General features: G+C 60.5%; 17 protein-coding genes. 7 read left to right on the top strand and 10 right to left on the bottom strand.

Translation table 11 applies throughout. The annotated features are described in order from the left end of the window. Positions 1 to 467 precede the first annotated feature (467 nt). From LARV_RS03955 to LARV_RS03930, 6 genes are all read right to left on the bottom strand, one after another. Positions 468 to 1,514 (bottom strand): permease, encoded by a 1,047-nt coding sequence (locus LARV_RS03955; protein WP_075072414.1) that lies wholly within the window; start codon positions 1,512 to 1,514, stop codon positions 468 to 470. An 82-nt stretch (positions 1,515 to 1,596) separates the two neighbouring features. Further along, on the bottom strand, positions 1,597 to 1,833 hold the full coding sequence (locus tag LARV_RS03950) for a thioredoxin family protein (RefSeq protein WP_075072413.1): 237 nt from the start codon (positions 1,831 to 1,833) through the stop codon (positions 1,597 to 1,599). 61 nt (positions 1,834 to 1,894) lie between these two features. Then, on the bottom strand, positions 1,895 to 2,269 hold the full coding sequence (locus tag LARV_RS03945; RefSeq protein WP_075072412.1) for an ArsR/SmtB family transcription factor: 375 nt from the start codon (positions 2,267 to 2,269) through the stop codon (positions 1,895 to 1,897). A gap of 105 nt (positions 2,270 to 2,374) precedes the next feature. Continuing rightward, entirely contained in the window at positions 2,375 to 2,917 is a 543-nt protein-coding gene (locus LARV_RS03940; RefSeq protein WP_075072411.1) for a class I SAM-dependent methyltransferase, read from the bottom strand. Between the two features lie 271 nt (positions 2,918 to 3,188). After that, a complete protein-coding gene (gene hypD / locus LARV_RS03935) occupies positions 3,189 to 5,546 on the bottom strand; it encodes a trans-4-hydroxy-L-proline dehydratase (protein ID WP_075075104.1) in 2,358 nt (785 codons plus the stop codon). Positions 5,547 to 5,555: 9 nt separating this feature from the next. Next, the gene (locus LARV_RS03930; RefSeq protein ID WP_075072410.1) at positions 5,556 to 6,461 is read right to left on the bottom strand and encodes a glycyl-radical enzyme activating protein; all 906 of its coding nucleotides are present in this window, start codon (positions 6,459 to 6,461) and stop codon (positions 5,556 to 5,558) included. Between the two features lie 399 nt (positions 6,462 to 6,860). Between LARV_RS03930 and LARV_RS03925 the strand changes: the two genes are divergently transcribed. Next, entirely contained in the window at positions 6,861 to 7,523 is a 663-nt protein-coding gene (locus tag LARV_RS03925; RefSeq protein WP_075072409.1) for a GntR family transcriptional regulator, read from the top strand. Between the two features lie 233 nt (positions 7,524 to 7,756). On the opposite strand, the gene LARV_RS03920 is transcribed toward LARV_RS03925, so the two are convergent. Beyond that, entirely contained in the window at positions 7,757 to 8,668 is a 912-nt protein-coding gene (locus LARV_RS03920) for a dihydrodipicolinate synthase family protein (RefSeq protein WP_075072408.1), read from the bottom strand. 269 nt (positions 8,669 to 8,937) lie between these two features. On the opposite strand from LARV_RS03920, the gene LARV_RS03915 reads away from it, so the two are divergent. The 4 genes from LARV_RS03915 (at position 8,938) to LARV_RS03900 (ending at position 12,828) form a co-directional block, all read left to right on the top strand. Then, positions 8,938 to 10,179, top strand: a complete 1,242-nt coding sequence (locus LARV_RS03915) for a DEAD/DEAH box helicase (RefSeq protein ID WP_075075103.1) — start codon at positions 8,938 to 8,940, stop codon at positions 10,177 to 10,179. A 238-nt stretch (positions 10,180 to 10,417) separates the two neighbouring features. Further along, the gene (locus LARV_RS03910) at positions 10,418 to 11,359 is read left to right on the top strand and encodes a diacylglycerol/lipid kinase family protein (protein WP_083522304.1); all 942 of its coding nucleotides are present in this window, start codon (positions 10,418 to 10,420) and stop codon (positions 11,357 to 11,359) included. Beyond that, entirely contained in the window at positions 11,356 to 12,030 is a 675-nt protein-coding gene (locus tag LARV_RS03905) for a lysophospholipid acyltransferase family protein (RefSeq protein WP_075072407.1), read from the top strand. Before LARV_RS03910 ends, LARV_RS03905 begins: the two co-directional genes overlap by 4 nt. Before the next feature lie 111 nt (positions 12,031 to 12,141). After that, positions 12,142 to 12,828: a lysophospholipid acyltransferase family protein gene (locus tag LARV_RS03900; protein WP_075072406.1), complete on the top strand. Its 687-nt coding sequence runs from the start codon at positions 12,142 to 12,144 to the stop codon at positions 12,826 to 12,828. A 59-nt stretch (positions 12,829 to 12,887) separates the two neighbouring features. Here LARV_RS03900 and LARV_RS03895 read toward each other — a convergent pair whose 3' ends face one another. After that, complete coding sequence (locus LARV_RS03895) at positions 12,888 to 13,274, bottom strand: hypothetical protein (protein WP_075072405.1); 387 nt, start codon at positions 13,272 to 13,274, stop codon at positions 12,888 to 12,890. Positions 13,275 to 13,687: 413 nt separating this feature from the next. Here LARV_RS03895 and LARV_RS03890 point away from each other — a divergent pair, with 413 nt between their 5' ends. Continuing rightward, the gene (locus LARV_RS03890) at positions 13,688 to 14,584 is read left to right on the top strand and encodes an SDR family oxidoreductase (protein ID WP_075072404.1); all 897 of its coding nucleotides are present in this window, start codon (positions 13,688 to 13,690) and stop codon (positions 14,582 to 14,584) included. A gap of 1 nt (position 14,585) precedes the next feature. Here LARV_RS03890 and LARV_RS03885 read toward each other — a convergent pair whose 3' ends face one another. Continuing rightward, positions 14,586 to 14,996, bottom strand: a complete 411-nt coding sequence (locus tag LARV_RS03885) for a cytidine deaminase family protein (protein WP_075072403.1) — start codon at positions 14,994 to 14,996, stop codon at positions 14,586 to 14,588. Positions 14,997 to 15,197: 201 nt separating this feature from the next. Next, positions 15,198 to 15,593: a DUF1801 domain-containing protein gene (locus tag LARV_RS03880; protein WP_075072402.1), complete on the bottom strand. Its 396-nt coding sequence runs from the start codon at positions 15,591 to 15,593 to the stop codon at positions 15,198 to 15,200. Positions 15,594 to 15,840: 247 nt separating this feature from the next. On the opposite strand from LARV_RS03880, the gene LARV_RS03875 reads away from it, so the two are divergent. Further along, positions 15,841 to 17,913, top strand: coding sequence for a cytochrome D1 domain-containing protein (locus LARV_RS03875; protein ID WP_075072401.1), 2,073 nt, complete (start codon positions 15,841 to 15,843; stop codon positions 17,911 to 17,913). Positions 17,914 to 17,916 lie beyond the last annotated feature (3 nt).

Genomic DNA, 17,916 nt, shown 5'->3' with positions numbered 1-17,916 from the left:
GCCACTTCAACAGCATTCCCGGCGTGATCCCCAGTTCCCGTTCCAGCTGCCCCGCACTTTTTCCGCTGTTCTTCAGTAGTTCCAGCGCTTCTCGTTTGAACTCCGGCGTGTATGTCCGATATCGTTTGTCTCTCATTTCCTCGCTTCCTTCCCGTTTAGTTTACCGGATTCTCCCTTTTTCCGTGTCCACTTTTTCGGGGGAAGCCCAGAAATGGGAAAAGAAGAATATGCCCAGGAAGGAAAAGGGGAAAGAAGAGAATATGCCCAGGGGAAAATATATTTACACGGACCATTTGTCTGTTTCTTCCCCTCCCCATTTTTTCTTAAAAATGGGGAGGGCAGGGAGGGGTCTGGATTGACCGCCGTTGGAGCGAACCGTTCGGCGGCGGTTGACGTCGGGTATCGGGGCAGGCCAGGGAAGCCTACGGCAGGTTTACGCATTGCCCCTCTACCCGACCGACGCGCTGCTACAGCACCAGGTTGAACAAATAACCGGTGATGATGATCGCCAGCGCCACCGTGCCAATAAATACGGCAATCAGTTGAGGTTTGAGAACCCGGCGCAGAATGATGGTTTCCGGCAGGCTCAGGCCGACCACCGCCATCATGAAGGCCAGAACCGTCCCCAGGGAAGCGCCTTTTTCCATCAGCGCGCTTACGATCGGGATGATGCCGGCTGCATTGGAATAGAGCGGGACTCCGAGCAGCACCGCCGCCGGCACCGACCACCAGGCCTGTTTGCCCATGATGCCCGCCAGGGCCGATTGGGGCACGAAGCCGTGAATGCCCGCCCCAACCGCGATCCCAACCACCACGTAGAGCCAGACTTTCGCCACAATTTCCTTGACCGATTCCCAGGCGCGTTGGATTCGATCCGACCAGGTCAGTTTTTCGCCTGCAACGCCCCCGCTGGCCTGCATCTTCCAGACGAAATCCTCCACATAGCGCTCCAGTTTGAAGCGCCCGATGACCATCCCGGCAAGGATGGCAATCACCAATCCGGATGCGATATACAGCCCGGCCACCTTCCAGCCGAACAGGCCGAAGAGCATCACCACCGCCACCTCGTTGATGGTTGGCGCGGCGATCAGGAAGGAGAAGGTGACTCCCAAAGGAATGCCGCTCTCGACGAAACCGATGAACAACGGCACGGCTGAACAGGAGCAGAAAGGGGTGACGATTCCGAGCATCGCCGCCAGCACATTGCCGATCCCCTGGCGCTTGCCGCCCAGCATGGCCCGCGTGCGTTCCGGGCTGAAGAAGGTGCGCAGGATCGAGATCAAGAAGATCATCCCCGAGAGCAGCAGCAGGATTTTGGGGACGTCATATAAGAAAAACGCGATCGACTCGCCTAAATGCGAGCCGGCCTGCAAACGCAGCAGGCCATAGGTGATCCAACCTGCCAGCGGCTGAATGAAGTGGTACACAGCGAACCAGGCGGCAGCAATCGCCGCCAGCAGGATGGCTGTCCGGAGGTGAACATTATGGAAGGTATTGGAAAGGGTTTGGTTCATAAAGCGGCCCATCATATTCAAATGTTTGAATAAGCTGAAGATAAAAATAGGGGCGGGAATCCCTTGCCATCCGCCCTGTGTCTTATGCCTTGAGCCAGGCAGTGATTTCTTGTTCGCTCGGAATCCGCCCGGCGGAGACCAGTTTACCGTTGATCACCAGGCCCGGGGTCGATAGGAGCGGCCACTTCATGATCTCCGCGTAATCCGTCACCTTTTCGATCTCCGCTTCCAGCGCAAGCGTTTCGACGACCTTGCGGGCAACCACTTCCAGGCGCTTGCAATTGGCACACCCGGATCCGAGAACTTTGATATTTACCATTTTGAGGCTCCTTTAAGCACATTCAATTTGTTGCATGTTATTAAGGCAAAAAAAAGACCGCTTACCCGTTTGCGGCGGCGTTCCGGCTGCATTTCGGGCAGGTGCACGCGGTCTTCGGCGCCATCATTTTAAAACTGTCCTGACCGGTGATACGGCGCATGGCATCCAGCACTTCAAAAATGCGCTCGTTCGCGACGCGGTAGAAGATGTTCCAGCCGTCCCGGCGATCCTGGATGAGACCGGCCTCGCGCAGAACCGAGAGCTGCTGCGAAATGTAGGACTGGCGGTAACCCAGATAGGCTTCCATATGACAGACGCAATGCTCCCCATCGCGCAGGATGTCCAGTATCGCCAGCCTGGCGGGGTGGGTCAGCACCTTGAAGATTTGCGCCTGGGAGTCGTATTGCCCGGCCTGGGTGTCCTGTTTATCTATCATATTCAAACTCATGAATGTGATTATAGGACACTCCCGCCGACCTGTCAATGGGGAAGAACGGACTGCCGCGTGGGAAATCGGTTTCAGGCCCGACCCGCCGCATGCCTATTCGAGGAAATAAAGCGCCAGATTTTCCAACCGCAAGGGGGTTCTTTTTGTAAACCCGGCGAGTCTGGCCAGGGTGTCTATTTTCTCAAAGGAAAGGCGATCCGCGCGCGGAGGACCGAAGGGCTGATCTTCATCGACCCATTCCAACACCGACAGGCGCTGCCGGGTCACGCGGCGCGCTTCGATCAACGCGGCCTGCGGGTCGTCCGTTTCGTGCAGCAGCAGTCCCATGAAAACCAGGTCGAACGACCCGTCCGGAAACGACAGATGCTCCGCGATGCCTTCCTGAAACGTGCCGGAGGGGACATACTGCCGGGCCACCGGGAGCATGGCAGGGTTGGCGTCCAGGCCGGTCACGGCCATGCCGCGGGCGGCGAATTGTTCGGCGAACAAACCCGAGCCCGTCCCAACATCCAGAACGGCACGTGGCGTCGCCAGGCCCGCCAATGACAGCTCGACGACGCGGTTCACTTCCAGCCGCGCGACCCGCTCCGGGTCACGCAGCCGGTCAATTTCGCGGTTAAACCTGCGTTCATGCATGTTCTCACTCCTGTTCTGAGCGGACCGAATCACGCTGCGGGGCGGCGCCGACCGGCCCGACCTGCTTCCGGCATGGGTCTCCGGCCGGGCGCCGCGGGATTACACCGGATGATGTTTAATTTTACCGCAGAGAAATTCATCCCTCCGAACAGCCTGACGGCTGTGGACCGACCTGCCTGCCGGCATGGGGCGGCACGCAGGCACGCTCTCCTGGCAGACACGCAGCGGCTGGCAGACACGCAGGTCTGCATCTACGAAGAATCGCCAATCGCTAAAAGCTATTCTGCTCCGTGCGCGCGATGATCTCGTTCTGCAGCGTCTCGCTCAGATCGCAGAAGTAATCGGAGTAGCCCGCCACGCGCACGATCAGATCGCGGTAGGACTGGGGATCCTGCTGGGCCCTGCGCAGCGTTTCGGCGTCCACCACGTTGAACTGGATGTGGTGCCCGCGCAGCGCGAAGTACGAGCGAATCAAATGCACCAGCCCGTTCAGCCCGGCCTCATCGGCCAGGAGCTGGGGGGTGAACTTCTGGTTGAGCAGCGTGCCGCCGGTGCGCACGTGATCCATCCTGGCCACCGAGCGCAGCACGGCGGTCGGGCCGCAGCGGTCGGCGCCCTGCACGGGTGAAACGCCCTCCGAGAGCGGCTGGCCGGCCCGGCGCCCATCCGGGGTGGCGCCGGTGACCGCGCCGAAGTAGACGTGCACGGTGGTGGGCAGCAAATTGATGTGGTAGCGGCCGCCCTTGGTGTTGGGCCGCCCGTCGACGGCGTCGAAATAGGCGTCGAAGATGCGCACGGTCAGCGCGTCGGCGCGTTCGTCGTCGTTGCCGTAGCGCGGGGTGCGGTTGGCCAGCAGCAGGCGCAGGCGTTCGTCGTGAAAGTTGTCGCGCAGCGCCGCCAGCAGCTTTTCCAGGCTCAGATCCTTCACGTCGTAGACGTGGTGTTTGACCGCGCTGAGCATATCCGTCAGCGAGCCGATGCCCACGCCCTGGATGTAGGAGGTATTGTAGCGCGCGCCGCCGTCGTGATAGTCCCGGCCGCTGCTGATGCAGTCGTCGATGAGCAGCGAGAGGAACGGGCACGGCATGAAGGCGGCGTACAAGCGCTCGATGACATTGCTGCCGCGCACCTTGACGTCCACGAAGTAGCGCATCTGGCGTTCGAAGGCCGCGAACAGGTCGTCGAAGCCGGCAAAGGTCAGCGGATCGCCGGTGTGCGGGCCGAGCTGCGCCCCCGTACGGGGGTCGCGCCCGTCGTTGAGGGCCAGTTCGAACACCTTGGGCAGGTTGAAGTACCCCGTCAGGTTGTAGTTTTCCTTGCCGAATGCGCCGACTTCCACGCAGCCGCTCGAACCGCCGCAGCGCGCGTCCGCCAGCGATTTGCCCTGGCGCACCAGTTCCTGCACGATCAGGTCACAGTTGAAGACCGAGGGCTGGCCGAAGCCGGTGCGAATGATCTTCGCGGCACGGTGAATGAATTCATCCGGGTTTTGCGTGCTGACCTGAATGGACGAGGAGGGCTGCAGCAGGCGCATCTCCTCGATCACGTCCAGCATCAAATAGGTCACTTCGCTGACGCCGTCCGAGCCGTCCGCCAGCAGACCGCCGGTGTTGATCTGGGCGAAGTCGGTGTAGGTGCCGCTCTCTTCGGCGGTGACGCCCACTTTGGGCGGGGCGGGCTGGTTGTTGAACTTGATCCAGAAGCACTGCAGGAGTTCCTCGGCCGATGCGCGCGTCAGCGACCCGTCCGCCAGCCCGCGCCGGTAGAAAGGCGTCAGGTGCTGGTCGAGGTGGCCGGGGTTGAAGGCGTCCCAGGTGTTGAGCTCGCTGGTCACGCCCAGGTGGACAAACCAGTAGTACTGCAGGGCCTCCCAGAAATCGCGCGGCGCATGGGCCGGCACCCACGAGCAGACTTCAGCGATACGTTCCAACTCGGCGCGGCGCTGCGGGTCGGGCTCGGCCGCAGCCAATTCGCGGGCGCGTTCGGCGTGGCGTTCGGCGAAGCAGATCAGCGCGCCGGCGGCGATGCGCATGCCCCTGAGTTCTTCCTGTCGGGCAAAGGCCTGCGGATCGTTGAGGTAATCCAGTCTGGACAGGCTTTCGTCGATGGCGGCCTGGAAATCCAGCATGCCCAGGTGGTAGATCTTGTCGTCCAGCACGGTGTGGCCGGGGGCGCGCTGCTCCATGAACTCGGTGAAGATGCCGGCTTCATAGGCGGCGATCCATTCGGGCGTCATCTCGTCGAACAGGCGCTCGCGCATGGATTTGCCGCGCCAGAAGGGGATGATCTTCTCGGCGTAGAGCTGCCTGACCTGCGGGCTGACGGCGAAGGCGGTTTTCTCGCGCGTGTCGAGGATATCCAGATCCTGCAGCGAATGGCAGCACAGCTCGGGATAAGTGGGCGTGGCCTTGGGGGCGGGCCCCTTCTCGCCGACGATCAGCTCACCCGCGCCAATATAGAGGGTCTTGTGCTCCATCAGGTACTCGAACGACAGCGCGCGCAGCACCGGCGCCGAAAGCAGGCCGGATTGCTGGTGGTAGAAATCGGTCATCAGTTCGGCGCGTTCCGCCGAGAGGGTCGGGCGCGCATCCAACGATTGGCGGCGCAGATGGGCGACGCGTTCGGTCATGGGCATGGGTCAACCTCCGAAAGTGACGTTCAAACCGGCGCGGGTAAAGAATTCGGCCGCGGCGTGCAGGTGGGCTTCGTCGGGCGAGACCACGCCGGGCAGGCGGTAGGGCAGGCCGAGGCCGGCGTACTTGGCCGCGGCGGAATTGTGATACGGCAGCAGAAATACGGGCGGGCGGCCCGCCAGCCCGGCGGCGAATGCGGCGGCCGCGCTGAGATTGGCCTCGTCGTCGTTGACGCCCGGGATGAGCGGCAGGCGCAGCCAGACCGGTTTACCCTGCTCACAAAGGCGCTGCAAATTCGACAGAATGTGTTGGTTGGAGACGCCGGTGTACTGGCGGTGGCGTTCCGCGTCCATCAGCTTGAGATCGTAGAGCACCAGATCGACCAGGGGCAGCACACGCTCGAACTGCTCCCAGGCGGCCAGGCCGCAGGTATCCAGCGCGGTGTGCAGCCCGGCGGCTTTGCAGGCCCGCAGCAGTTCCAGCAGAAATTCCGGCTGGGCCAGCGGCTCGCCGCCCGAGAAGGTCACCCCGCCGCCGGATTGGGCGTAGAAGGCCTGGTCGCGCTCGATCGCGGCCAACGTTTCGTCCAGGGCGTACGCGCGGCCGACGATCTGGCGGGCCTCGGCGTAACACACCTCGACGCAGCGGCCGCAAGCTGTGCACCTGGCGTGCTCGGTGATCCAGGCGCCGTCCGCGCGCCGGATGGCGCCGTTTGGGCAGGCTTCGGCGCACGCACCGCAATCGATGCAGCGGTTGGGGTGCAGCAGCAACTCCGGCCGCCCGGACTGGCTCTCCGGGTTGTGGCACCAGGCGCAGCGCAGCGGGCAGCCCTTGAAGAACACGGTGGTGCGAATGCCGGGGCCGTCGTGAATCGAGTAACGCCGGATGTCGAACAGCATGCCAGTGGACATAGGGCTATTTTACATCAAAATATCCACCTGATATACAAATTGGATATTGTACTTTGGTTGAGGTTATGATTTAATTGAAGAAATATCACCACGGAGACACGGAGGACACGGAGAAGATCGTATTTATGGAGAAGATAAGAATGAAAGAAGAGTTGTAATGACAAAAATCAGGATATTACCTTGCTTGAACTTTCACGAAATCAAGGTTCTATTCTTCTCATTCTCTTCTTTATCAATCTCTTCTCCGTGATCTCCGTGCCTCGGTGGTTAATCCTCTTAAAGGACTGCCCATGTCCCACAAACGCAAATCGGGTTTTTCTCCTTCTTTTCTTTCTTATATTACTTCTCTTCTCCGTGATCTCCGTGTCTCCGTGGTTAATCCCTCTTTAAGGACCGTTCATGCCCCACAACCGTGAATCCGACCGCGTCGAAAGCGAACTGCGCCGCCTGATCCTGACCCTCGAGCTGGAACCCGGCGCGGCGCTCAGCGAAGCCGAGCTGATGAGCCGCTACGGCTGGGGGCGCACCCCGCTGCGTGAGGCCTTCCAGCGCCTGACCGAGCAGTCCCTCTTGCAGTACACCCCGCGCCAGGGCGTGCTGGTGACGCCCCTGAGCATCTTCGACTTCGTGGACGTCATGGACGCGCTGGCCATGGTGGTCGGGCCGTCGGCCTCGCTGGCCTGCCGGCGCCTGAGCGACGCGCAGCTCGACGAACTCAGCGCACTGGTCGAAAGCCTGCAGGACGCCGCCACCCGGCGCGATTTCACCACCCTGGCGGATCTGGACTATCGATTTCACGCCCGCCTGGCCGAGGCGTCCGGCAACCCCTACCTGCGCGATTACCTGCTGCGCCTGCACCGCCTGGCCGCGCGCTTCAACCTGGCCGCCTGGCAGCGCGAAGGCGCCGCCAGCGCCTCGCAGAGCGAGCATCATTTGATCCTGGCGGCCCTGCGCAAACGCGACACGGCCGCCGTGCGCGAAACCATGCGGACGCACATCGAAAACGCGCGCCAGCGCATCGTCGGCGTCATGCACGGCGGGGAGGAAGAATTCACAGAATGAAGAGGATAAAGAGGATGAGCAGGATGGGTTGAGGATGGAAAGAAGAAAAAGGAAAGCAGATCTCCTATCAGCCTTCGAGAAACGGTGAGTTCGGGAAGAAGAATTCACAGGATCGACAGGATGATCAGGATGGGAAGAAGAAAAAGGGGGAACAGACCACCCGTCATCCTTCGAGCGACGGTGAATTCGTAAAGCAGAATTCACAGGATCAACAGGATGAGCAGGATCAGCGATTATTCTACGCCGGGCATCAAATCCATGGCCAGCAGGCTGTTGACCAGTTTGGCCTGGTCCGCATGCGAAAGCGGCTCGAGCGGCGGGCGCACTTCCAGCCAGCCGTCGTCGTGATAGCGCGCCGCCAACAGCCCCTTGATCGCCGACGGATACGAAGCGTACGGCAGAAAGACCTGCGCTTCGGTCAGCATTTGCTTGTAGGGTTGGGCATCCAGTCCATCGAAAAAGACGCGTTCCAGCTTCTTGGCCAGCGGCGCCAGAATGTTCGATTCGGCGGTGATGCAGCCTGCCCCACCGGCCTGCAGGTCATCCAGCAGCAGGTCGTCGAACCCCGAGAAGATATCCATCTCGGGGTAGCGTTTGCACAGAGTCACCAGGTTATCCACATCCCCCGAGCTGTCCTTCACCCCGCCCAGGCGCGGGCCGACGCTGTCGCGCAGCCGGTCGAGCAGTTCGATCGTCACCGGCACGCCGCTGACCTGGGGGATGTGGTAGAGCAGCGCCTTGCGGCCCTCCGGCACGGCCTCGGCGAACACGCGCCGGAAATATTCGGCCAGCCCGCTGGTGGTGACGCTGCGGAAGAAGAACGGCGGCACGATCAACACACAGTCGGCGCCCACCGCGAAGGCTTTTTGGGTGGCGTGAATGGTATCCGTCAGGCTGGCGCAGCCTGTGCCAGCCATGATCTTGAGCTCGGGGGCGGCCTCGCGGGCGGCAGCCACCAGGTCGGCGCGCTCGGTCTGATCGAAGGACTGGCCTTCGCCGGTGGTGCCGTTGACCAGCAGGCCGTCCACGCCGTCCTGCGCCAGCACGCGGATGTGCTTTTGCAGGCGCTGGAAATCAGGGCGTCCGTTGCTCAAAGGCGTGGCCAGGGCTGTGTAGACACCGGAATAGGTATGCTTGGGAGGCATGGGATTCTCCTGTCCGTTTTTTTAGGGAATGGATTCATATTATACAAGAAACCGGCCAAGCAGGATTTGGGCACGGGACAAGCAAGATCCGCTATCCGGCGGAGAAGGCTGTTTCAAGCTCCAGTTCACTGCAGTTGACAATCCTTCTTTTTTGTGTGTTATACTTCTGCTCAACAATTTGTAAATCGATCTTCCACTATCCATTTACGATTTGAAATTTACCATCGAGCCCGGCGGAGCCGGACTCAATGATTTTGAAGGAAAACATTGTGAGTTTTGATACATTTAATTTTCACCCGCAAATCAAGGCGGGTATTTTGGCGGCCGGCTATTCCACGCCGACGCCCATCCAGGAACAGTCCATCCCCGTCCTGCTCTCCGGCCGCGACCTGCTGGGCCTGGCGCAGACCGGCACCGGTAAAACGGCTGCCTTCGCGCTGCCCATTCTGCAGCGCCTGATGAGCGGCGCGCGCCACAAACCGCGCGCGCTGATCGTTGCCCCCACCCGCGAACTGGCCGAACAGACGCACCTCTTTTTCAAGGCGCTCGGCAAACAGACCGGCCTGCGCAGCCTCACGCTGTACGGCGGCGTCAGCGCCCAACCCCAGATCAAGGGTTTGCAGGCTGGCGTTGAGATCCTGGTGGCCTGTCCCGGCCGCTTATTGGATTTGATGTCGCAGCGCTACGTCGATTTGGGCGCCATCGAAACGGTGGTGCTGGACGAGGCCGACCAGATGTTCGACATGGGCTTCCTGCCCGCCATTCGTCGCATCCTGGCCGCGCTGCCGGCCCGGCATCAGACCCTGCTCTTCTCGGCCACCATGCCGCCCGAAATTCGCAAACTGGCCATGGAGACGATGCACGATCCCGCCACGGTCGAAATCAACGTTTCGCGCCCGGTGGATACCGTCCAGCACGCCGTATACTCCGTCGAGCAGGAACACAAGGTGGATTTGCTGCTCGAGCTGCTGCCGCAGGCCAAAGGCGAGAAAGTCCTCATCTTCACCCGCACCAAGCACCGCGCCAAGCGCCTTTCCATTCAACTCAGCAAGGCCGGCCTGGCCGCCACCTCGCTGCAGGGCAACCTGTCTCAATCCGCCCGCCAGTCGGCCATGGACGGTTTCCGCTCCGGGCGCGTCAAGGTGATGGTGGCCACGGATATCGCTGCGCGCGGCATCGATGTGACCCACATCTCGCATGTGATCAACTTTGACATGCCGGATACACCCGAAGCCTACACTCACCGCATCGGGCGCACGGGGCGCATGTACAACGTCGGCACCGCCTTATCGCTGGTGACGCCGGACGACCTGCCCATGCTGCGTACCATCGAGAAGAACATTGGCCGGCGCATCGAACGCCGTCAGTTGGCCGGGTTTGACGCCCAACCGCAGAGCAGCGATCGCCCCGCATCTTTCGACTCTCGCGAACCGCGCCCCAGTGCAAGCCCGCGTCGCCAGCCTGCCGCGCAACAACGCCGTCCGGCTGCCGAATCCACGCGCCGTTCCTGATCGTTTTTCGATAAATTAATAAACCATATCTCACCGAGGTATGGTTTTTTTTGTTTTTGCCAGAGCTTTCCCATTTGGCATACGGTATCGTCTTGGTGTATACTTTAGCGATCTTCCCTGCAATTTTTCCTTTTTTTATCATTCGACTCGTTTCCTTCCCATCAAAGACGCGGCGTTCGTACCGACTGCCTGATTCCTGTGTTTAACAGAATACGCGCATTCAAAAAGGATACCCCCTGTGACCATTAAACCCATGCTGGTTTATAACCCGACGGCCGGTAAAGGCAACGCCGGTAAGATTCTACCCCGCGTGCAGACCCTGTTGGGCGAACGCGGTTTCGAGAGCGATCTGGTGCTCACCGAAGGCGTCGGCCACGCCCAGGCATTGGGCGAACAGGCCGTCGAAGCCGGGGTCGACCTGGTGGTGGTTGCCGGCGGCGACGGTACGGTCAACGAGGCCATCAACGGGCTGATGAATCAGCCGCTCAACGGGAAGAAACGTCCCGCGCTGGGTGTTTTGCCGGTGGGGCGGGGCAACGACTTCGCCTTCGGCATGGGCATTCCGCAGGAACTGACCCAGGCCTGCGACATCCTGGCCGGCGGCCAAAGGCGGCGCATCGACATCGGGCGCGTCAGCGGCGGCGATTATCCCAACGGGCGTTACTTTGGCAACGGCGTGGGGCTGGGCTTCGATACCGTGGTCGGTTTCGAGGCCGCCAAGATGACCTGGCTGCACGGCGGCGCCTCCTATCTGGTGGCGGTCATCCGCACCATCTTCAAATACGCCAAGGCGCCCGTCTACGAAGTCACACTCGACGATGGCGTGCTGCGTCAGCCCTTCCTGATGGTGTCGGTGATGAACGGGCGGCGCATGGGCGGCGCGTTCATGATGGCGCCGGACGGCGATCCCTCCGACCGGACCTTCGATCTTTGTCTGACCGGACAGGTCAGCCAGATCCGAATTTTGCCGGTGGCGGCCACCTTCATCAGCGGCAAGCAGGGCAGCGATCCGGCGGTCAGCATGCGCCGTTCGCGCAAGATCACCATTCGAGCCATCGAGGGCAGCATCCCGGCTCACGCCGACGGCGAAACCATTTGCACGGCCGGCGAGCAACTGACCATCGAGATTCTGCCGGGCGCGCTGGACGTGCTGACACATTCCAACGGATGGCAGGCATGAGACCTGGTTATCATGCGGTCAATGCATTCCTGCGCGGTGTATTCCGGCTGGTCTGCAAGGTCGACGATCGCGAACTGGCCCGGATTCCCAGGAACGGGCCGCTGATCCTCATTGGCAACCATATCAACTTTTTGGAAACGCCCATTTTTGTGTCCTGGATGGACAACCCGGCCATCACCGGCATCGCCAAGCGCGAAAGCTGGAAAAACCCGCTGTTCTATTTTCTCTTCAATCTGTGGGAAATCATTCCCATCGACCGCGGCATGGTCGACCGGGAAGCCTTTCGCAGCTCCTTCGACGCTCTCGCGCGGGGTAAGATCCTGGCCATCTCGCCCGAGGGCACGCGCAACGGAACCGGAAAACTGGTCAAAGGCAAACCGGGTGTTTCCTTCCTGGCTGCGCGCAGCGGCGCGGCCGTATTGCCGGCCGTTTTTTGGGGCCATGAAGATTTCTGGAAAAACCTCAAACGCCTGCGCCGCACCGAACTGCACATCGCCGTGGGAACACCCTTTCGGCTGACGGCGGAAGGCGCCAGCCAGGCGCGTGAAGTGCGCGATGCCGTGGCCGATGAGATGATGTATAAACTGGCTGAACTTTTACCTGAAAAATACCGCGGGGCGTACGCCTTCGACCAGCCGGTGGAATACCGCTACCTGGTTCCGGCGAATTGAGCCCCCCAAGCGCCCGGTCATCCGGGCGCGACCATCCAAGGTTACTTTGGCCGGGAACTCCCATTCCTCCTGCCTCGCGCAGGCAATTTTGATTTATCGTAGGCTACTCTTATGAAACCTGGTTTTCATGCTGTCAATCGGGTGATGCGGACTCTGCTCTCCATCCTTTTTCGAGTGGACACCAGCCATCTCGACCGCATTCCCCGCCAGGGCCCCCTGGTTGCCATTGCCAATCATATCAACTCCTTCGAAGCGCCCGTCATGGTGTGCTGGTTGGATAATCCGGCCGTAACCGGGATTGGCAAGCGCGAACTCTGGAAGAATCCGTTCATCCATTTTCTGTTTCAACTCTGGGAAATCATCCCCATCGACCGCGGCATGGTCGACCGGGACGCCTTCAACCTGGCCCTGGCGGCCCTCAAGCAGGGCAAAGTGCTCTCCATTGCCCCCGAAGGCACGCGCAGTAAAACGGGTCAGATGCAAAAGGGCAAGCCGGGCGTTTCCCTGCTGGCCGCGCGCAGCCATGCCCCAATTTTGCCATTGGCTTACTGGGGGCACGAAGCCGTCTGGAGCAACCTCAGGCATCTGCGCCGCACCGATTTTCACATCGAGGTCGGCCAGCCCTTTTACCTGACCGCCGAAGGCGCCAGCCTGTCGCGTGAGATTCGCGAGGCGGTCAGCGATGAGATGATGTATAAAATCGCCGAGCTGCTGCCCGAAAGATACCGGGGGGTATACGCTTTCGCGGACAGGCCGGTTTATCGCTACCTGGTTCCCGCGCAAGAAAACGCCTCATAACTGCTTGGGACGGCTGCGAACGTGAGGGAGGCGTTCCTCACCGCAGCGTTGCGCCCGGGCTAGTTCTCCGGTTGCGCGTCGCTGATCTTGACCTGCAGGTCCGGGTTGAAGTGGCTGTAAGCCCACGCCAACTCGTATTTTCTTTCCTGCCCCGGCAGATAATAGAAGATAAACAGAGGCGCGCAATCTTTGCCTTCGTTTTCGGATAAGTAATAAGCCATCCGGGTGACTTCGTCCTCGGAAATGCGGTCGGGCAATTCGATTTCCAGGATGCATTTGCCCGCGCGACCGATTTCCATATTGAGGACCGAGTAATCGATATCCGGTTTCACCGCCGGCGCGCGGGTGGGCGTGACCTGAGGGGTCGGCGCTGTTGGCGTGGCGGTGCAGCCCGTCACCAACAAAACGAAGGCAAGCGTCACGAGAAGAAACGATTTGATTTTCAAGGCAGAAGCTCCTTTGCGGATGTGGTGAGTCCTTCAGGAAAAAAGTTCGAATGCGATCCCGGCGCCGGAGCAGTTCGTCGCCGTAATATTATCCATACGCTCGTCCAAATCCTACCACCAGGGCAGGATCCCGGCAATTCTCCGGCAGGTTTTCTCATCCAAGACTCATCCGCGCGCAGAACAGCCATCATTCCCATTCTGAATTGAAATCCGGTGATTCCGCAGGTTCTGTTTGTATCCATCCGCCAACGCGGATCGATCCGCCGCAGATTTATGACCCTTGAAGCCAGCTTGCCGGGCATCTTTTTGTCGATCGCTTTGTTGTATATCCACTCCCGGGATGCTAAAATTCCGAATGGGGTTGTTTGCCAAACCTGAGATCGGTGGACAGGGTATAAGACACAGGTAATGAGATGAATTACAACCTGGAAAACAAGACCATCCTCATCACCGGCGCCAATTCAGGCATCGGCAAAGCTGCCGCCGTACAGTTGGCGGCCATGGGAGCCACCGTCGTCCTGGCCTGCCGCTCGTGCGAACGCGGCGAGCAGGCGCTGCACGATGTTAGAACGAACGCCAACAGCCAAAAGGTCGAGTTGATGCAGGTCGACCTGTCCTCGCAGGCCAGCATTCGAGCGTTCGCCGCTGAATTTCAGGCGCGCCATTCGCATCTGGACGTGTTGATCCATAACGCCGCCAACTTCGACCAATCCCTCAAAACGCCCGTCCTGACGGGCGACGGCGTCGAGACCATTTTCGCCACCAACCACGTCGGCGTTTTCCTGCTCACCCATTTGCTGCTGGAAACGCTCAAAGCCAGCGCGCCCAGCCGTATCCTCACTGTCGCCTCCAAAGGCCTGAGTGTCTACCCGTTCCTGGATATCGAATTCGATAATCTGAACGGTCAGCGCAATTTCTCGCCGCAGCACGCCTATTACCATTCCAAACTGGCTCAAATCCTGTTTACCTACGACCTGGCCGAGCGCCTGCGGGGAACCGGCGTCACCGTCAACTGCGTGCGCGTGACGAACGTGGCCGTTGCCGACGAACGCCTGACCGGCCTGGACCCGTGGGTCCGCCGGCTGTATGAGATCAAACGCCGCATGTCGATCCGGCCCGAGCGCCAGGCTCAAACTTATGTCTATCTGGCGGCCGACCCGGCCGTGCAGGAAATCACCGGCGCCTATTGGGATGAGAACAACCAGCAGGTGCGCTCCAGTCCCAAGTCCTACAACCGCGAAACCTGGAAACGGCTGTGGGATGAGACCGAACGCCTGGCCGGGTTGAAGGGCCAGTCGCCGGCTGCGTGAATCAGGTGTTCGGTCCCCACACCTCGTCGTATGGATGCGGCAGCAATTCTTTGAGCCGGATGGTCTGGTTTTCGCCCAGAACCACCTCGGTATTGTTCAGGTTGGCATGGTCGATGGCGTACATGAACTCGCGGCAGCGCCCGCAGGGCGGCAGTACCAGCACGGTATCTTCGCCATACACCGCCACGATTCTGGCGATGCGGGTTTCGCCGGCGGTGACCATGGCGGCGATGGCGGCGTGCTCGGCGCAGAAGCCCATGCCGCTGCCCACGTCGATGCACACCCCCAGGTAGACGTTCCCGCTGGCGCTTTCCAGCGCGCAGGCCACGTCTCCGGCAGTGTTTTCGTGCGGCAGCCGGCGCGGGTTTAGCACGGCTTTGGCTCGGTTGATCAAATCATGGTTCGATAACATATTCTCTCTGTAAACCTAAAAGTTAACGGCTTCCTCGATGAGCGCCCGAAGCGAGGGGTGCTCAGATCGGCCCGGGTCGTGATCTGGACATGCCGGATCAAGGCCCGCGTTTGCAGCGCCAGATGGCGCACTTCAGGCGGGCAGAGCGCCAAAATGCCATCCAGTTCGTCCGTGCTATCCACGTGAAGTCCTCTCGCCGAGTCATCGGGCGGAGCGAAACGTCTGCGTGTAAGGATTGAAACGCGCATGGGATTCGATCAGCGCACGCAGATCATCCCAGGGCGCCGAGTCGAAAGACTCGATCCGAACAAAACGCATGGCTTTGCGGCCCTCATCGACCAGCCGCCCGTGCGGATCGGGGATAAAGGCGCCTTGCGTGAAATACAGGCGCACATGATCCCGCTCGACGTGAATGCCGCAAATTCCGGCGCTGACCGGTCCGCCCCCGGCATAATGATAAACCAGGCCCCGGCTGCGCACTTCTTCGCAGGCCTGGGGGGCGATCTCTGCCACCAGGTTGCGCAGCTCCACCACGATATCCAGCAACTCAGGCGGCAGGTCCGCAAAATGTGCTTCCAATTCACGCACTGAAATCATGACAACCCTTTCGCTCTTTATTGTACTGAATTTTCAGGCTACGCGCGGACCAACCCAGTCGAATGGTTCTATCTGGATTCCGAACGAAGTATGGAAGCGGATCTCAGCTTCAGGCTGTTTTTGCGCCAGCGCAAAGATTTCACATTCGAATACTATATAATTAAAATCAGAATAAAGAACAATTCCCGTTTTTCTTGCCGGCGCCGAATCTCTGCAAATTTCAGGATCCTCATATCAGGAGACCTCCATGAAATCCCTTAAATTTGTCCTTATTCTGCTGGGCGTTCTTATTCTCATTTCCGCCTGCGGCCGGGCAACCCAAACCCCGGCCCCGCCGGTGAGTACGCGGCCAGAAGAAGCCGGCGGGGTCTCCGGACAAACCGATCGCGATCTGGCGCTGAAGGGATTCAAGGATGGCGGCTGCGGCGCCTGTCACATCATCCCCGGCGTGCCGGGAGCGGCGGGAACGCTCGGGCCGGATTTGAGTGCGATCGGCCAGACCGCCCAGGAAACCGTTTTGTCCAGCACTTATACCGGCCAGGCCAAAACGGCTGCGGATTTCCTGCGCGAATCGATCTCCAAACCGGATGCTTACATCGCGGCCGATTGCGGCGGAAAAGCCTGTCAGAAAGGGTTGATGCCCGCCAACCTGGCAGAAACGCTTGGCGACGCCGAACTTGACGCAATCGTCAGCTACATGCTGGCCCTGCCCGCGCAGGAAAACGCGGCCTCCGGAGTCACGGCCACTCCGCAAAGCACTCTTCAGGCCGGCAATGCCCCAGAATTAAGCCAGGCGGATTTCGACTGGGCCAAACAGACCTATTTCGAACGCTGCGCCGGCTGCCACGGCACGCTGCGCATGGGCGCCACCGGCCCGGCGCTCACCCCGGATGTGACCCAGCCCATGGGCACGTTGGCCCTGGCGGCCATCATCTTCAACGGCACCACCGGCGGGATGCCCGACTGGGGCAAACAGGGCCTGCTGACCCAGGAGCAGACCGAAATCATGGCCAAATTCCTGCAGCAGGAACCGCCCACCCCGCCTGAATACTCCCTGGCTCAAATGAAAGAGACCTGGAAAGTCCTGGTTCCACCCGCCGAGCGCCCCACCCAACCCCAGACTCAACGCGACTGGCAGAATTACTTCATCGTCACCCTGCGCGACGCCGGCCAGGTGGCCATCATCGACGGCGACACACACGAGATCGTCAACACGGTCAACAGCGGCTATGCCGTGCACATCACGCGCATGTCGGCCACCGGACGCTACGCCTACGTCATCGGGCGCGACGGCAAGCTGGCCCTGATCGACCTGTGGATGGAAAAGCCGGACGTGGTCGCCCAGGTGCAGGTCTGCTATGACGCGCGCTCGGTCGAGGTGAGTAAATACAACGGTGAAAAGGGCAACTTCGAGGATAAATACGCCATCGTCGGCTGCTATTGGCCGCCGCACTTCGTCTTCCTGGATGGTCAGACTCTCGAACCCTTCAAGATCGTCAGCACGCGCAGCTACACCTACGACACCGAAGAATATCATCCCGAGCCGCGCGTGGCTTCCATTCTGGCCTCGCACTTCAAGCCCGAATGGATCGTCAACATCAAAGAAACCGGCCTGGTATGGATCGTCGACTACTCCGATCCGAACAACCCGACCATCAAGATGATCGAGGCCGAGCGCTTCCTGCACGACGGCGGATTGGATTCGACCAAACGCTACTTCCTGGTGGCAGCCAACCAGTCCAACAAGATCGCGGTGATCGATTTGCTGGAAGAAAAGCTGGTTGCGAAGGTGGAAACGGACGCCATCCCCCATCCGGGCCGCGGCGCCAACTGGATCGATCCCGAGTTCGGGCCGGTGTGGAGCACCTCACACCTGGGCGACGGCGCCATCGTTTCGATCGGTACCGACCCTGAAAATCACCCCGACCACGTCTGGAAGGTCGTACGCACCACCCCGCTGCCCGGCGACGGCAGCCTGTTCATCAAAACCCACCCGGACAGCAAGTGGATCTGGGTGGACATGACCCTCAACACCGATCCGGTTCTGGCGCGCACGATCTGCGTCGTCGCGAAGGCTCAACCGGATGCAGTCCACAAGTGCTGGCAGGTGGCCGACTACGGCCGGGCCGTGCACTTCGAATACAACAAGCAGGGCACCCAGGTGTGGGTGAGCGTCTGGGGCGACGCCAGCAAACCCGGGCAAACCGGGGAAATCGTCATCTACGACGACGCCACCTTGAAAGAGGTGGCGCGCATCCCCAACCTGGTGACGCCGACCGGCAAATTCAACGTCTATAACACCGTTTACGACATCTATTGAACG

This window comes from Longilinea arvoryzae (genome assembly GCF_001050235.1).
GTDB lineage: Bacteria > Chloroflexota > Anaerolineae > Anaerolineales > Anaerolineaceae > Longilinea > Longilinea arvoryzae.
The sequence above is the reverse complement of the archived record's forward strand: the minus strand, read 5'-3'. Positions and strand labels throughout refer to the sequence as shown.

Coding starts and splice junctions, on each gene's coding strand:
- LARV_RS03930 (WP_075072410.1), bottom strand. CDS start 6,461: ATGTCCACTGGCATGCTGTTCGACATCCGGCGTTACTCGATTCACGAC.
- LARV_RS03950 (WP_075072413.1), bottom strand. CDS start 1,833: ATGGTAAATATCAAAGTTCTCGGATCCGGGTGTGCCAATTGCAAGCGC.
- LARV_RS03920 (WP_075072408.1), bottom strand. CDS start 8,668: ATGCCTCCCAAGCATACCTATTCCGGTGTCTACACAGCCCTGGCCACG.
- LARV_RS03945 (WP_075072412.1), bottom strand. CDS start 2,269: ATGATAGATAAACAGGACACCCAGGCCGGGCAATACGACTCCCAGGCG.
- LARV_RS03875 (WP_075072401.1), top strand. CDS start 15,841: ATGAAATCCCTTAAATTTGTCCTTATTCTGCTGGGCGTTCTTATTCTC.
- LARV_RS03880 (WP_075072402.1), bottom strand. CDS start 15,593: ATGATTTCAGTGCGTGAATTGGAAGCACATTTTGCGGACCTGCCGCCT.
- LARV_RS03905 (WP_075072407.1), top strand. CDS start 11,356: ATGAGACCTGGTTATCATGCGGTCAATGCATTCCTGCGCGGTGTATTC.
- LARV_RS03885 (WP_075072403.1), bottom strand. CDS start 14,996: ATGTTATCGAACCATGATTTGATCAACCGAGCCAAAGCCGTGCTAAAC.
- LARV_RS03925 (WP_075072409.1), top strand. CDS start 6,861: ATGCCCCACAACCGTGAATCCGACCGCGTCGAAAGCGAACTGCGCCGC.
- hypD (WP_075075104.1), bottom strand. CDS start 5,546: ATGACCGAACGCGTCGCCCATCTGCGCCGCCAATCGTTGGATGCGCGC.
- LARV_RS03900 (WP_075072406.1), top strand. CDS start 12,142: ATGAAACCTGGTTTTCATGCTGTCAATCGGGTGATGCGGACTCTGCTC.
- LARV_RS03890 (WP_075072404.1), top strand. CDS start 13,688: ATGAATTACAACCTGGAAAACAAGACCATCCTCATCACCGGCGCCAAT.
- LARV_RS03955 (WP_075072414.1), bottom strand. CDS start 1,514: ATGAACCAAACCCTTTCCAATACCTTCCATAATGTTCACCTCCGGACA.
- LARV_RS03940 (WP_075072411.1), bottom strand. CDS start 2,917: ATGCATGAACGCAGGTTTAACCGCGAAATTGACCGGCTGCGTGACCCG.